Origin of the sequence: Nocardia cyriacigeorgica (assembly GCF_029868385.1) — a bacterium.
GTDB lineage: Bacteria > Actinomycetota > Actinomycetes > Mycobacteriales > Mycobacteriaceae > Nocardia > Nocardia cyriacigeorgica_F.
On record NZ_JARWNX010000054.1, the window covers coordinates 81278 to 96228 of the forward strand.

The 14951-nt window shown below is 67.1% G+C and carries 14 protein-coding genes; 5 read left to right on the forward strand and 9 right to left on the reverse strand.

The annotated features are described in order from the left end of the window. Positions 1 to 141: 141 nt before the first annotated feature. From QH168_RS17120 to QH168_RS17155, 8 genes are all read right to left on the reverse strand, one after another. Positions 142 to 732 carry a hypothetical protein gene (locus QH168_RS17120; RefSeq protein ID WP_280235653.1) on the reverse strand — a complete coding sequence of 197 codons (591 nt, stop codon included), beginning with the start codon at positions 730 to 732 and terminating at the stop codon, positions 142 to 144. 293 nt (positions 733 to 1025) lie between these two features. Further along, positions 1026 to 1577 carry an SGNH hydrolase domain-containing protein gene (locus QH168_RS17125; RefSeq protein ID WP_280235654.1) on the reverse strand — a complete coding sequence of 184 codons (552 nt, stop codon included), beginning with the start codon at positions 1575 to 1577 and terminating at the stop codon, positions 1026 to 1028. 10 nt (positions 1578 to 1587) lie between these two features. Beyond that, positions 1588 to 1926: a TerD family protein gene (locus tag QH168_RS27725; RefSeq protein WP_432421120.1), complete on the reverse strand. Its 339-nt coding sequence runs from the start codon at positions 1924 to 1926 to the stop codon at positions 1588 to 1590. Next, the gene (locus QH168_RS27730) at positions 1842 to 2480 is read right to left on the reverse strand and encodes a BRCT domain-containing protein (protein ID WP_432421121.1); all 639 of its coding nucleotides are present in this window, start codon (positions 2478 to 2480) and stop codon (positions 1842 to 1844) included. Before QH168_RS27730 ends, QH168_RS27725 begins: the two co-directional genes overlap by 85 nt. Positions 2481 to 2641: 161 nt before the next feature. Then, entirely contained in the window at positions 2642 to 3265 is a 624-nt protein-coding gene (locus QH168_RS17140) for a DUF4203 domain-containing protein (RefSeq protein ID WP_280235655.1), read from the reverse strand. A 335-nt stretch (positions 3266 to 3600) separates the two neighbouring features. Further along, a complete protein-coding gene (locus QH168_RS17145) occupies positions 3601 to 4854 on the reverse strand; it encodes a PucR family transcriptional regulator (protein WP_280235656.1) in 1254 nt (417 codons plus the stop codon). A 177-nt stretch (positions 4855 to 5031) separates the two neighbouring features. Then, positions 5032 to 5739, reverse strand: coding sequence for a TetR/AcrR family transcriptional regulator (locus QH168_RS17150; RefSeq protein WP_280235657.1), 708 nt, complete (start codon positions 5737 to 5739; stop codon positions 5032 to 5034). A gap of 44 nt (positions 5740 to 5783) precedes the next feature. Next, complete coding sequence (locus QH168_RS17155) at positions 5784 to 7151, reverse strand: ABC1 kinase family protein (RefSeq protein ID WP_280235658.1); 1368 nt, start codon at positions 7149 to 7151, stop codon at positions 5784 to 5786. A 242-nt stretch (positions 7152 to 7393) separates the two neighbouring features. Between QH168_RS17155 and QH168_RS17160 the strand changes: the two genes are divergently transcribed. The 5 genes from QH168_RS17160 (at position 7394) to QH168_RS17180 (ending at position 13130) form a co-directional block, all read left to right on the forward strand. Next, positions 7394 to 8314 (forward strand): alpha/beta fold hydrolase, encoded by a 921-nt coding sequence (locus QH168_RS17160; protein WP_280235659.1) that lies wholly within the window; start codon positions 7394 to 7396, stop codon positions 8312 to 8314. A 10-nt stretch (positions 8315 to 8324) separates the two neighbouring features. Beyond that, positions 8325 to 10112 carry an N-acyl-D-amino-acid deacylase family protein gene (locus QH168_RS17165; protein ID WP_280235660.1) on the forward strand — a complete coding sequence of 596 codons (1788 nt, stop codon included), beginning with the start codon at positions 8325 to 8327 and terminating at the stop codon, positions 10110 to 10112. A 20-nt stretch (positions 10113 to 10132) separates the two neighbouring features. Continuing rightward, on the forward strand, positions 10133 to 11035 hold the full coding sequence (locus QH168_RS17170; protein WP_280235661.1) for a metal-dependent hydrolase: 903 nt from the start codon (positions 10133 to 10135) through the stop codon (positions 11033 to 11035). Between the two features lie 68 nt (positions 11036 to 11103). Continuing rightward, on the forward strand, positions 11104 to 12144 hold the full coding sequence (locus tag QH168_RS17175; RefSeq protein ID WP_432421122.1) for a PDR/VanB family oxidoreductase: 1041 nt from the start codon (positions 11104 to 11106) through the stop codon (positions 12142 to 12144). Between the two features lie 173 nt (positions 12145 to 12317). Further along, a complete protein-coding gene (locus QH168_RS17180; protein ID WP_280235662.1) occupies positions 12318 to 13130 on the forward strand; it encodes a VOC family protein in 813 nt (270 codons plus the stop codon). A 58-nt stretch (positions 13131 to 13188) separates the two neighbouring features. On the opposite strand, the gene ilvD is transcribed toward QH168_RS17180, so the two are convergent. Continuing rightward, positions 13189 to 14895 (reverse strand): dihydroxy-acid dehydratase, encoded by a 1707-nt coding sequence (ilvD, locus tag QH168_RS17185; RefSeq protein WP_280235663.1) that lies wholly within the window; start codon positions 14893 to 14895, stop codon positions 13189 to 13191. Positions 14896 to 14951 lie beyond the last annotated feature (56 nt).

Below are 14951 nucleotides of genomic sequence, written 5' to 3' on the forward strand. Positions count from 1 at the left end.
CTCGAATTCCTGACAGCACTGCTGGAGACGTCACTCACCCGAGGCTCGCTCTCGGTGGACGAACACGCCCGGCCTATCGCTTCCCTCCGCTTCGCCTCCCTCCGCTGCTGGCGACACCGCGTGATCGGATGCCGCGTCGGATCACCCGGTGCGGCGACGCCGGTAGTAGGCGTAGGTGATGGCTGCCAGTAGTGGACCCCACAGCAGGAGCGGGGCGTAGCAGAGGTAGTAGAGCGCCGCCTCCCAGCCGCCCGCTCGGGATGGGAAGTCGGCAGGAACCGGGTCGCCGCGCAGGGTGACACCGGCAAACTCGGTGAGGAAGGCGGCGGTCCACATGATCGTCAGCGTCGCGGCGCCGAGCGCGGCCGGGACCACGGCGACCGGAGTCGGGATTCTTCTCCCATGTAGCCATGGAAACCAGCGCGGGAACCATTCGCCCCACGCCGCGACCAGCCCGACGGCGGTGAACGCCAACAGTTCCGACAGGACCGACAGGGCGATCACGTACAACTCACCGGGAATCCAGGACGGCAGATCCCCGCTCTTGCCCGAGGCGTCTTCATCGAAGAAGGCGACGCCGATCCGCCAGAGACTGGACGGAAGCACCGTCAACGGAACAGCGAAGGCAGCGATCCGTGCCCACTGCGGAACACCGGCGACCGTGGTATGCGCGGACCGCCATGCGGTGCGCAGCCGCCCGGCAAGAACCGGCGGATCGGCCAGAACAGTCATTTCCGCCCCTCCGTCACCGCGATGACTTGGCGCACGCGCCGCGTGCGCAACCGGCACTCGGGCAGCCGGACGTCGAACATGATGTCCTCCATTTACGAAACTATTGTTCTCGTAATCATGGTTGCATACGCCAGCCCACTCCGCGCAGCCTGGTCGACGGACGGTGCGCTGCTCATGGCGCACAGGCCCGAACCAGCGGCCCGGCAGCCCGCCGCGCCGCGACTGCCGCCTGGTCACCCGAAGGCGGGATCGATCACCGCCAGCCGAGCACCGGGCCGAGCTGGCGCTTCGATTCAGCGGCCAGGGAGCTCGTTGCCACCGGAGTCGATCGGGCGGGTACCGATGGTGAACACCCAGTCCGGTCGCTGCTCACCGAGCAGGCCGATGACCTCACGAGACCAATCGCGACAGTCCGGATTCTGTTCGCCCTTGTAGCCGACGTCATCGGGCAGGGTGAGCGGGCAACCCATCTCGAGATGGACGGAGATACGGAACCGCTCTTGTTCGGCGATCACTTGGAGCGCCGGAACCCAGTGCTCGGCATGGGAACTGCCGACGACGGCGATCGTCCGGTCGGCGTCGGCCGCACCGTAAGTACAGGTCACCACATCACGGGTATCCCAGTCGGCGATGCAGCCGTCGACGGTCGGTGGAGGTAGTTCGGCGGGCGCCGCGAAGACCGTCGGCCGCATCCGCCGCGACGGCACCACCAGTCCGGTCAGCAGGGCCAGGCCGGCCCCGACGAGCAGTTCCCAGACGCGAGCGAAGCTGTCGTAGTAGTTCCAGCCCTGCTTGGTCTCGGTCCCCACCGCGGCATAGCTGAACGAGGCGACGCCGACAGCCACCGTGAAGCTCCTATCCCCCGTCCACATCGACCTCGTACCGGCCGGCGAGTTCGATCAGTCCGGTCGGGTAGCCCTGTCCCACGGCGCGCAGCCGCCAGGAGTCTCCGCGTCGGTAGATCTCGGCGAGGATCAGGGTGCGTTCCGCTGTGGCGGCATCGAGCGTCGCACGGGCGAAGACGGCGGATTCGTTGCCTGCGGCGGCCTGCACCTCGATGGGGCCGACCTCGCCGAAGGTGATGTCGGATCCGCCGATCGCGGCGGCGATCACGATCCGCACGCAGGGTGCGGGCAGCGCGTCCAGGACGATCTCGATGACTTGTTCGTTCGGCCCGTCGGAGGTCGATCGGATTCCGGCGGTCTCAGGCTGGTTGTAGAAGCGGACATGTTCACGGCCGCCGATCCGCCCAGCTCTGCGATCTTCGTCCTGACAGCGGCGGCGGCCTCGTGCGGCCCGCCGAGAACCAGCACGCGTCGCCCCGACAGCGGACCGGCCGGGAGCCCGGTCTGCTTCGCTCGCCCAGCGGGCTTCGAACCATCCTTGGGCTCTCCGGGCCGGATATCGTCCAGCAGAGCGAGGAAGTGGGATTCGGTGACAACAGATGTCCCGTATTCGGCCGCGGCACGAGCCTTGGCGGAATGCGATGACGGTGCGTTCGTCACGAGCAGGCTGGTGCGTCTGCTGACCGCGCCGGTGACATCCAGGCCCGCGGCGACCGCGCGGCCGATCAATTCCGAACGCTCGATTCGTGTCTCGCCGGTGAACGCGACCTTCATGCCCTGAACCAGTGGAGCGCTGTCGACCAGCCGCCCCGGATATACGAACTCGCACAAGACCTTCGGCGGACTGCTGGGCCAGGTTCGCCTCGATCTACCCGAACTGCCGTGCTTCGGCGTGCAGGCCATCAGTGGCGGTACGACGCCGAGGCGAGTCGCGTCCGCGATCAGGGATCGCAGAACGCCGACAAGCACTCTCGCGTCGTCGAGTGCGTCGTGTGCTCTGTTCTGCCGGATTCCGTAATACCTGGCGAGGGTGGCGAGCCGATAGTCCGGTGTCGGCGGTTCGACTAACGGGTCGGCCAACCGCCGTTGCGCTGACTCATGTCGATGTTGTCGTCGCCCCCGGCGAGGTGTTCGATGCCGAGCTTCTCGGCGAACAGGTGGCGCTGGGTGATCCAGCCGAGGATCGACAAACCGGCCCAGGCCAGGGTGGAGGTGATCTGCTGCCAGCCGGGTTCCGGGCTGCGGAGGAATTCCAGTGCGTCGTTCATCAGGGCGGCTCCGCTGAGCACCATGCCCGCGCCGCCGATCGAGGTCAGCCACAGCAGGGCGCGGGCGCGGAACTTCTGCGCCAGGAACGCGCCCGCCACGCACATGGCGAGCGCGACGATCATGCTCAACGCCCAATTCTTGTCGCCGGGCTGCAACACCATGGCGAGTTTGGTGCCGATCATCGCGCCGGTGAGACCGCCGATGAAATACGACGCGAACCGGAAGATCAGCGAGGTCACCACCCACGAGGAGAGCGCCCCGATCAAGGCGATCAGCAGCAACCACCAGAAGGTCGCGTTGAACAGGTCGGCGATCATCCAGCCGAGTCCGAACCCGATCGCGAGAATCCCCAGGTGCACCGAGCGGATGCCGTAGAAGCACAGCAGCACACCCACCACCGCCACCACGATGCCGTTCATAGTGCCTCCTTCTCGACGCCTGGATGATCACGCCGGAGGGAATCGGCGAGACGACGGTCACCGCCCCCTCGTAGCCGCGACGCGCGGAGCCTCGACCCGCCGCCGACAGGACGTGGCGACGGACGCGGATCACCGGCTGCTGAGCCCATGGCGCGACGCTAGCGGGGCGCGGGCACCGACCGCTTCACACCTTCCGGGTGAAATCGGGCAGCCGTGAGGGGTCGGCGTGCGGGCACAGTGGTATGGCCGTCGCCCCGCTGTTCAGCCGCTGATCCAGGCCAGACCGGTCGGACCGATCCGACATACTGCGGCGGCGAACGAACAGACGACGCGGTTCAGGCGGGCTGGCGCGCGCCGAGCGATGCGTCTGCCCTACCCTCGCCGCTGACGCGGGCGATCAGCGCCGAGCGCAGATACCAGAGCCCCTCGGTCGGCGACAGGTCGAGTCCGGTGAGCTGGCCGATGCGGCGCAGGCGGTAGTCGACGGTGTTCGGGTGCACGTGCAGGATGCGAGCGGTGCGCTGACGGTTGAGGTCCATGCTGAAGTACACGCGCAACGTCTCCATCAGCTCGGGGTGATCATCGAGCGGTGCGAGACGGGCGTGCAGGATGTCGCGGCCGATGCCGGGGCGGGTGAGCTGGTAGTGCAGCGCCAGCTCGGCGAAGCGGTACAGGCCGGGTGCGCGTCCGAGCTGGTGCACGGTGTCGAGCAGATCGTGGGCGCGGTCCGCGGCCGAGGCCACGCCATCGGCGGCGGCGGTGAGGACGGTGGCGCGGATCGGCACCAGCGCGGCCTCCGACAGCGCGCGCACCATATCGTCGAGTTCGTTCTCGGCACAGACGGTGGCCGGAACCAGGATGGTGCCGCCGTCGACCGATAGCAACGACAGCGCCACGTCACCGAACCGGTCGGCCAGCGCGGCCTGCACCCGGCGCAGTTTGCGGCGGGCGACGACGTGCGGATCCAGACGCGGATGGCTTTCGTCGGGATGCGACGGCAACGAGACCGCGAGCACGAAGTATTCGGCCGCGATCGGAATACCGCATTCGCGCGCCATTTTCGAGGTCGCGTGCCCACCGAGCAATGCGGAGGTGAGCGTGTGCACGGCGGTGTGGTGTTCGGCGGCGCCCGCCTTGTGTTCGCGCACATAGGCCTTGCTGACCGTCGAGGTGATCTGATTCAGCAATTCCAGTGCGGCGGTGGCGCCCTCGACGATGTCATCGCTTCCGGTCGGTTCGGTACGCGCGAACAGCAGGTCGAGACCCGCTTTGAATCCCGCGTGGAAGGCATGCAGAACGGCGTCGATGGGCAGCCCGTCCTTGGCCCACCGGGCGGCAGCGGCATCGATGCGGTCGGTGGGCAGTGGCGTGTCGTCACCGCTCATGCGCTGGAGCGACCACTCCACGCAGGCCCGCACCATGGCCGCCACCTCACCGGCCATCACTTCCGCCCGCAGCGTGGTGAACGGCGGAACCGAACTCGCCAGATGGTCCACCAGTCGCCGGGAAATCCGGCGGACATCGTGTACGGCCGGTGAGATCGGCCGACCAGGAGTCTGGCATCCGGAGCGCATCGCGTTCTCGATCATCACGTGTGACCTCCTCGTCACCTGTACTACGCAACGAACACTAATGCGAGCGCGCGCTCACCTTCCACTCCTCTTTGCATCCGTTCCCGATGGTCCGCCGACAGGCGTTCTAGCAGGCAAATAGGGGAAACGAGCCACCAAATGCGATGCCGACGATGTCGATAGCTGGGTAACCGCTCACTTTTTGGTTGCCGCATGAGCGGACGGAGAAATCGGCCGGGCGCCGACCCCGCCACGCCCGGCGAACCGTGACTCCGGTAGCCCGCGCGCCGCGGCTTCCACCTCGAACCACGCGCGCAGCATGCGTGCGGTCATCGCGATGGCCTCCTGACGCTCCTCGATACCGACTTCGAGCGCCGATGCGCGCAGCACGGCCGCGAATCCGGTATTGAGCACGACGAAGGTCATCATGTCGTATTCGTGATCGTCGCCGGGTCCGAGCACCTCGATCAGCAACACCTTGACCAGCAGCCGCAGCCGTGGTTCGAACTCGGGAATTCCACTGTTGTAGAACTGGACTCCGGCGACGAGCGCGCGCACCAGATCGGCATTGGCCACCAGTTCCTCGGTGACCACCTCGAGGATGCCGATGGTCAGACGTTCGATCGAGTTCTCCGATCGATCGAACACCCTTTGGGTGAAGCGTCTTTCGATGTCTTCGAGCAATCGGCCGAGCAGTTCCTCCACGATGACGGTGCGGTCGGAGAAGTAGCGGTAGACCGTGCCGACGCTCAGCCCCGCCTCACTCGCGATCCGGTTGGTCGAGGTATTGGCGATGCCACGCTCGCCGAACAGGCGCGCCGCGGTGTTCAGGATGTGTTCCCTGGTCGCTTTGGCACGCTCCTGGCTTGGACGTCGTCGTTGACCGACTGTCTTCGAGGCCATCACGCTCCCCTGACGTTCACGCTGAAGATGAGTGCCCGCTCACTTTAGCGGCTCCGCCACCGCGCCGTGGCGAGTCCGATCTCGGTGACCGGCGGTTCGTCGTAGAGCCACTCACGGGCGATGCGATGCCAGTTGTTGGTCGATCCGAGCTGGCCGAGCGCGGCATAGGTGAACAGGTCGGCGCGTCGGGAGAACACATGTTCCGGCGGCAGGAGTTGATGACGCATACCCCGGAATTCCGAGGCACGGGGGTCGACGGCGAGCACCACCGCCCCGGTGGCGAGTTCGGGGGTGATGGTGATCGGCTCATCGAGCAGATGCCATCCGGCGGCGGCCCAGACGTATTCGAGACATTCCTGCGGGCTGACACCGGCGTCCGGGTCGATGATGCCGCGCCCGACCCAGGCCTCGTACAGGTCCTCGGCCCGCTGTTCACCGGCGAAGCGCATACACATGCGCTCGAAGTCGACGTGCACCGGATCCATCCGGTTGTACAGCCCGAAATCGACGAAGCCGACGCGCCCGTCGTCGGCGAGCAGGATATTGCCCGGATGCGGGTCGCCGCAGAACTCGTGGTCGGCGAACAGTGAACTGACGTAGAAGCGGTAGATGAGTTCGCCGATCCGATCGCGTTCGGCCTCCGGCAGTTCCCTGATCTGCTGGAACTGCTTGCCTTCGATCAGTTCGGTCACCAGGACGTGGCGGGTGCAGAGTTCTTCGACGCTGTCGGGGACGACGATGAACGGATGATCGCGGTAGCGTTCGGCCACCCGATGCTGGGTGTGCGACTCGCGCGGATAGTCCAGTTCTCGTTCGAGGTTGCGGGTGATCTCGTCGAGCACGGCGGCATCGGCCGCGCTCGGCAGGATGGACTTCCACATTCGGCTGAAGAACTCGAGGTTGCGCATATCCGCGGCGATGGCCTCGTCCACCCCCGGATACTGCACCTTGACCGCGACCGCGCGACCGTCGTGCAGCCGTGCGCGATACACCTGACCGATGGATGCCGCGGCGATGGGCGTTTCGTCGAAGTCGGCGAAGGCCCGCGCCAGTGGTCCGAGATCGTCTTCGATCACCGTCCGCATCTGTGCAAAGGACACGACGGGCGCGTGATCGCGCAGTTCGGCGAGTTTGACCCGGAACAGCTCCCGATGCGATTGCGGCACCATATCGATATCGAGCACCGACAACATCTGGCCCAGCTTCATCGCCGCGCCTTTCATCCCACCGAGCACGGTGACGATCTGCTGTGCGGTTTGCAGCGCCGACCGCTCCGCGAGCACCTGACGCGCCTGCTCGGTACGCCCCACCATCGATAGGCGGGTGCCGACCCCGCGTACCGCTTGCCCCGCGGCCAGTCTGCCGATCCTGCTCCCCCGCGCGAAACGACCCTTCGGCACGCGACCGGCCACCTGCTGCACCTCCCTCGGCCACGCGCCCGAGACGGCGCGCCTCCCGCTACTCTCGCGCGTCACCCGACTCTTTGTCGACCGACCGGCGGACAACTGTGCTCGATCACTATGGGACACGGGATGCCGGAGCGCACCCGAGGTTGACATCCTTCACCTATGTAGCAACACTCGTTACCCAGTACTGGCGGTACTGCATATGTACCGGGTGGCGACGGGCAATGAAGCCCGAGGGAAGGGGCCTGATGACGGGCGAACTGAGGACCGGCGATCGGGTGCCGCAACGGCGCCTCGTCGGAAACGGTGATATCGACATCGCCGTCTTCGAATACGGCGACCCTGGCGCGGAGCCGGTGGTGCTCGTGCACGGCTGGCCGGATACCCACCACCTGTGGGACGACGTGATTCCGCTGCTCGCCGGCCGGTTCCGCGTCATCGCCTATGACACGAGGGGCTATGGGGAGTCCAGTGCGCCGAAGCAGGTGGCGCGGTATCGGCTCGAGGAACTCGCCACCGACTTCTTCGCCGTCGTCGATGCCGTGAGCCCGGATCGTCGCGTCCATGTGATCGCCCACGACTGGGGTTCGGTGCAGGTCTGGGAGGCGGTGTGCGAACCGGACGCCGAACAGCGGATCGCGTCGTTCACCTCGATCTCCGGGCCGAACCTCGATCACCTCGCGCAGTGGGTACGCACCAGACTGTCGAGCCCGACACCCCGCAACATCTGGGGCCCGTTCACCCAGCTGATCTCCTCGGCCTACACCGGGTTCTTCATGGTGCCGGTGCTGTCGGATCTGGTGTGGCGGGCCTTCGGCCGGGCCTGGTCGTGGCGGCTGTTCCTGCGGATGGTCGAGGGCATTCCGGGCGAGCGGGTCCAGGTGGCCGACTCGTTGAACCGCGATATGGTCTCGGGCCTGAAGTTCTACCGCGCCAACATCATCGCGCGGCTGGCCCGTCCACGCGAGCGCTACACCAAGGTGCCGGTGCAGTTGGTGGTCAATACCCGCGATATCGCGGTGCGACCGGCGGGCTACGACGACACCGACCGCTGGGTCGCCGATGTGGTGCGCCGCGATGTGCCGTTCGGGCACTGGCTGCCGTTCAAGAACCCCGGACTCGTCGCCGAACTCGGCGCGGCGTTCATCGACGACAACCGCGAGCGATGAGGAGCATCCGATGACCGATTTCGATCTCGTCGTCACCGACGGCCTCTGGTTCGACGGCACCGGCGCCGCACCGCTGCGCCGCAATCTCGGCATCCGCGCCGGCATCGTCGAGCAGGTATCGGCAGATCCGCTCCCGGTCGGCCCGAACACCGAGGTCATCGACGCGCGCGGCATGTGGGTGATGCCCGGATTCATCGACGTGCACACCCACTACGACGCCGAAATCCTGATCAAACCCGAACTCTCGGAATCGGTGCGGCACGGTGTGACCACCGTCGTCGTCGGCAACTGCTCGCTGTCGACGATCCTGGCCGCCAACTCCGACTGCGCCGATATCTTCAGCCGGGTCGAGGCGGTACCGCGCGATGCCGTGCACGGTGTGCTGGAACGCGAACGCACCTGGAGTGATCCGGCCGAATACGCGAAGGCGCTCGACGCCCTGCCGCTCGGACCGAATGTCGCCGCATTCCTCGGCCATTCGGATCTGCGCACCCATGTGCTCGGACTCGACCGCGCCGTCACCAGGCAGACCAGACCATCGCGCGCCGAACTCGAACGGATGCAGGCCTATCTCGATCAGGCGGTGGACGCGGGCTTCCTCGGGATGTCGTCGATGTCGAATACGCTCGACAAGATCGACGGCGATATCTACCGTTCGCGCTCGCTACCGTCGACCTATGCCCGCGGACGCGAGATCCGCGCGTTGAACAAGGTGTTGCGCAGGCGTGAGCGCATTCTGCAAAGTGCGCCGACGGTGAACTTCCGGCCCAATATCTGGAAGTTCTTCCTCGCCAGCTCCGGGCTGGCCGGACGCAAGAAGCTCAAGACCTCACTGCTGTCGGCGGCCGATTCCAAGGCCTACCCGCCGCTGGTCTACTTCATGATGTACACCGCACCGCTGCTGAACCGGTTCGCGCGCACCGAATTCCGCTGGCAGCATCTGCCGGTGCCGTTCACCGTCTACGCCGACGGCATCGATCTGGTGGTGTTCGAGGAGTTCGGCGCTGGTGCGGCGGCGCTGCATCTCAAGGATGAAGTCGAACGCAACGAACTGCTGCGCGACGAGGACTATCGGCGCTGGTTCCGCAAGAACTACGACGACAAATTCTCACCGCGGATCTGGCATCGCAATTTCTTCGACGCCGAGATCCTCGCCTGCCCGGACGAATCGGTGGTGGGCAGATCGATCGGACAGGTCGGCGCCGACCGCGGCATCCACCCGGTGGACGCCTATCTGGACCTGGTCGTCGAATACGGGACGAACCTGCGCTGGCGCACCACGGTCGCCAATCATCGCCCGAGATTCGCCGACAAACTGGCCGCCAATCCAGGCGTCCAGATGGGATTCGGTGACGCGGGCGCGCACCTGCGCAATATGGCCTTCTACAACTACCACCTGCGCTTGCTGGAGCGGGTCGCACGAGCCCGGACCACACCGCGGCCCTTCCTCTCGGTGCAGCGCGCGGTACATCGGCTGACCGGCGAACTCGCGCAGTGGTACGGCATCGACGCGGGTTTGCTGCGGTGCGGCGACCGCGCCGATCTGGTAATCGTCGACCCGGCCGGGCTGGACGAGTCGGTGCACGAGCTGCACGAACACCCGATGCCGGAGTTCGGCCTCGATCGGATGGTCAACCGCAATGACCGCGCCGTGCGCGCCACCGTCGTCAACGGCGTTCCCGTCTACCGCGAGGGCGTCTTCGCCGACGGACTCGGAAAGCACTGGGGCACCGGACAGTTCCTGCGGGCCGGACAGCAGTCCCGGCGCGCACCCGACACCGCCGCCGCGCACGCCTGAGACCGGAGGGGACGACAGAGATGAGATTTCGCAGGAAGTCCGGGCCGGTGCGCGTCGATCCCGGCGCGGTGTCCTTACAGGCCCGCAATGTGCAGTTCGATTGGACCGATACGCCACTGCATTGGATACCGGACGAGCCGATCGCCTCCCATGTGATGAACTCGCTGAATCTGCTGCTGCCGGAGGGTGAGCGGATGTTCTGCCAGACCTTTTCCGAGGCGCTGCCGATGGTGCGCGACGAGAAGGTGCGCGAGGACATGATCGGCTTCATTGGCCAGGAATCGATGCACGCCGAAACCCACAACAAGGTGCTCGACCAGGTGCTGTCCGGGCAGGGAATCGATGTCGAACCCTATGTGCGGCAGGCCGAATTCCTGTTCCGTACCGCGGCCGGTCCGCGTCCGGCGCGCAGTGAGCGGGCGCGGCGGCAGCATCTGGTCGAACGGCTGGCGATCATCGCCTGCCTCGAGCATTTCTTCGCCTTCCTCGGCGACTGGGTGCTCAACGCCGATCTGGAAGGGAAGAACGCCGATCCACGAATGGCGGACCTGTATCGGTGGCACGGCGCCGAAGAGGTCGAGCATCGCAATGTCGCCCACGATGTGGCGGTATATTTCGGCGCCGGATACCTGCGCCGGGCGATACCGATGCTGCTGGTGTTTCCGCTGTTCATCGTGTTGGTCGCGCGCGGCACCAAATTCCTCGTCACCGCCGATCCGAGCCTGCCGACCATGGGGTACCTCCGGCTGACGATAAAGCTGTTCGGTGCGATGTGGCGCGGTGCGCTCCCCGGTGTGCCCTCGCTGCTGTGGAGCGCGCTGTCGACGTTCAACCCGCGCTATTCGCCGGAATCGGTCGGTTCGACCAGCCAGGCGGTGGCCTATCTGGCCACCTCGCCCGCGGCCAAGGCGATCGCGTCGTGAACGAGCTGTACCCCGCGCCGACCGCGGTGCCGCCCGCCCTTTACGGCACCCGCGAGCGCGACATCCTGATGCGGACGATGGCGCGACTGGCCGCGCTTCGGCTCGGCTGGGCCGGTGCGGTGCACCGTCGAGAACGCATCCTCGCCGCCGACGACGCCCGGACCCGGCTGACGATCACCGGACGGCATCCGGTCGCCTCCGATGCCGAGGTGATGAGCCTGACCCTGCGCGCCCCCGACGGCGACACAGTGCCGCGGTGGTTCCCCGGCGCGCATATCGACCTGGAGCTGCCCTCGGGCCGGGTGCGGCAGTACTCGCTGTGCGGCGACCCCGGCGACAGGTCGAGCTACCGCATCGCGGTGCGCCGAATCCCCGGCGGCGGTGGCGGTTCGGTCGAGGTGCACCGGGATCTGCGCGTGGGTGACACGGTGTGGGTGCGCGGACCGCGTAACGCGTTTCCGTTCATCGTTCCCGGATACGACGGATCGCCTTCGACGCGAGCGCATTTCGTGGCGGGCGGGATCGGCATCACGCCCATCCTGCCGATGGTGCGGCTGGCGCAGCGGCTGGGCGTGGACTGGACCATGGTGTACACCGGACGCAGCCGCGACACCCTCCCGTTCCGCACCGAACTCGCGGAGTTCGGCAGCCGGGTCCTGGTACGGACCGATGATGAGCACGGACTACCCACCGGTGCGGATCTGCTGCCCGGCGTCGGTCCGGGCACCGCGGTCTTCTGCTGCGGGCCCGTCGCGATGACGGGTGCCGTGGCGAGCGCGGTGCGCGAGCTGTCCGGCGTCGCGCTGCATTCCGAACGGTTCTCCGCGCCGCCGGTGGTGGACGGTAAACCGTTCCGGATCGAGCTGGCCCGCACCGGCGCGATCATCGACGTCCCCGCCGACCGCACCGCCCTCGAGACCGTGCTCGAGGCCCGGCCCGCCACCCCGTACTCCTGCCGTCAGGGGTTCTGCCGCACCTGTGTGGTTCGGGTGCTCGACGGCGACCCCGACCACCGCGACACCGCGCTCACCGAGGCCGAACGCGCCGCGGGCGCCATGCTGCTGTGCGTTTCCCGCTGCGACGGCGGCCGCCTGGTACTCGATCTCTGACCGGCGGCTGGTGGTCCGGCAGCCGATGCGACTCGTCTCGGCGGAGTTCACCCGGATCGGGTGAACTCCGCCGCTGGCCCTGTCCCGCACCGACGCGGAGTGGTTGACTGAGCGAACGCCGACCGGGTTCGGACGGTCGGTCATCCGACTCGAATGCCAGGGAGGTTCTGCTGATGCCAACCCGCGATGACGCCTGGCCGGAAGGCACACCCTGCTGGGTGGACTGCCAGGTCGATGATGTGGCTCGGGCCCGCACGTTCTACGCCGATCTGTTCGGCTGGGAGATCCCGGACAGTCCGCAGGACACGGGCGGATATCTGATCGCACTGCGCAACGGGCGCGCGGCGGCCGGTATAGGACCCAAGCCCGCCGGTATGCCGATGCCGTCGGTGTGGACCACCTATCTCGCCGCCGACGATGCCGACGCGGTCGCCGCGCGAGTCGGCGCGGCCGGTGGGACGGTGATCATGCCGCCGTTCGATGTGCTCGATGTCGGCCGCATGTTCGTCGCGGCCGATCCGACCGGTGGCGTCTTCGGGGTGTGGCAGTCCATGGCCCACACCGGCGCGGGCGTGTACAACGAGCACGCCGCCTACTGCTGGAACGAACTGCACACCGGCGATTACCGCCGAGCGCAGGAGTTCTATGCCTCGGTGTTCGGCTGGAAGTACACCGAGATCGGTGACGGCGAGAACTTCGTCTACTCGACCTTCGGCCGGGGCGGCGACGACTATCCACTCGGCGGGATCAACGACGCGACGAAAATGCCCGGCGGCGACCAATCGTATTGGCTGGCCTGGTTCCAGGTCGATGACACCGATACCGCGCTCACCCGTGCGGCCGAACTCGGCGCGACGGTGGTGAGTGGGCCCGAGGACAGCCCGTTCGGCCGTCAGGGCGTCCTCCGTGCGCCGCAAGGCGAGACGTTCGCCGTCATCGATCCGACCCGTACCGTCGGCGAACCACCGACCGGCCAGTCCTCCTGACCGCGACCGCGGGCGCTCGCCCGATCGATCGCGAGCGCCCGCACCCTCCGGCCGATGTTCAGTCGCAGACCGCACCGAACGATGCCGAACCGACCAGCTTCGAATACTTCGCCAGCACACCACGGGTATAGCGCGGCGGTAGCGGAGCCCACCCCACCCGCCTGCGGTCCAGTTCCGCTGGCTCGATGAGCAGGTCCAGCGTGCCCGCGGCGACGTCGAGGCGAATCCTGTCCCCGTCATGGACGAAGGCGATCGGCCCGCCGTCCACCGCCTCGGGCGCGACGTGCCCCACGCAGAGCCCGGTGGTGCCACCGGAGAACCGGCCATCGGTCAGCAGCAGCACATCCTTGCCGAGGCCAGCGCCCTTGATGGCGGCGGTGATCGCCAGCATCTCCCGCATGCCCGGCCCGCCCTTCGGGCCTTCGTAGCGGATCACCACCACATCGCCCGCCGTGATCGTGCCGTCCTCGAGCGCGTCCATCGCCGCGCGTTCCCGATCGAAGACGCGGGCGGTCCCGAGGAACACATCGGAATCGAAACCCGCCGATTTGACCACCGCACCGCCGGGGGCCAGGGAGCCGGCGAGGATGGTGATCCCACCGGTCGGATGGATCGGCTCCGCCATGGCCCGCACCACCTTGCCGTCCGGGTCCGGTGGGGCGATCTCGGCCAGGTTCTCGGCGACGGTGCGGCCGGTCACGGTCAAGCATTGGCCGTGCAGCAGACCGGCGTCGAGCAGTGCCTTCATCATCACCGGCACCCCGCCGATGCGGTCCACATCGGTCATCACATGTTTGCCGAACGGTTTGACGTCGGCCAGATGCGGAACGCGGCGGCCGACGCGGGCGAAATCGTCGAGTGTGAGATCGACATTCGCCTCGTGGGCGATCGCCAGCAGATGCAGTACCGCGTTGGTCGAGCCGCCGAACGCCATCACGACGGCGATCGCGTTCTCGAAGGCTTCCTTGGTGAGAATGTCGGAGGTGGTGATTCCGCGGCGGATCAGCTCGACGACGGCCTGTCCGCTGCGCCGGGCATAACCGTCGCGTCGGCGGTCGGTCGCGGGCGGCGCCGCGCTGCCGGGCAGCGACATTCCGAGCGCCTCGGCGGCGCTCGCCATCGTGTTCGCGGTGTACATACCGCCGCAGGCGCCCTCGCCCGGACAGATCGCCCGCTCGATGGCATCGACGTCCTCGCGGCTCATCAACCCGCGTGAGCAGGCGCCGACCGCCTCGAACGCATCGATGATCGTCACCTCACGTTCGCTGCCGTCCGACAGCTTCGCGATGCCGGGAAGGATCGACCCCGCGTAGAGGAAGACGCTGGCCAGATTCAGCCGGGCCGCCGCCATCATCATGCCCGGCAGCGATTTATCGCAGCCCGCGAGCAGGACCGAACCGTCGAGACGCTCGGCCTGCATGACCGTCTCGACGCTGTCGGCGATCACCTCACGCGAGACCAGCGAGAAATGCATTCCCTCGTGCCCCATGGAGATGCCGTCCGATACCGAGATGGTGCCGAACTGCATCGGATACCCGCCCGCTGCGAATACACCGTCCTTACAGCCCTTGGCCAGCCGATCCAGTGAGAGGTTGCACGGGGTGATCTCGTTCCACGACGAGGCCACCCCGATCTGCGCCTTCTCGAAATCGTCATCGCCCATGCCGACCGCGCGCAGCATTCCGCGCGCGGCGGTTTTCTCCAGGCCATCGGTGACATCGCGGCTGCGGGGCTTGATATCGGGGTTCTCCGGAAGATTGGCCACGATCCTCATCATCCTCGGTCGCACCGATTCCGGAGGGCATCTCCGCCGGTGTTTTC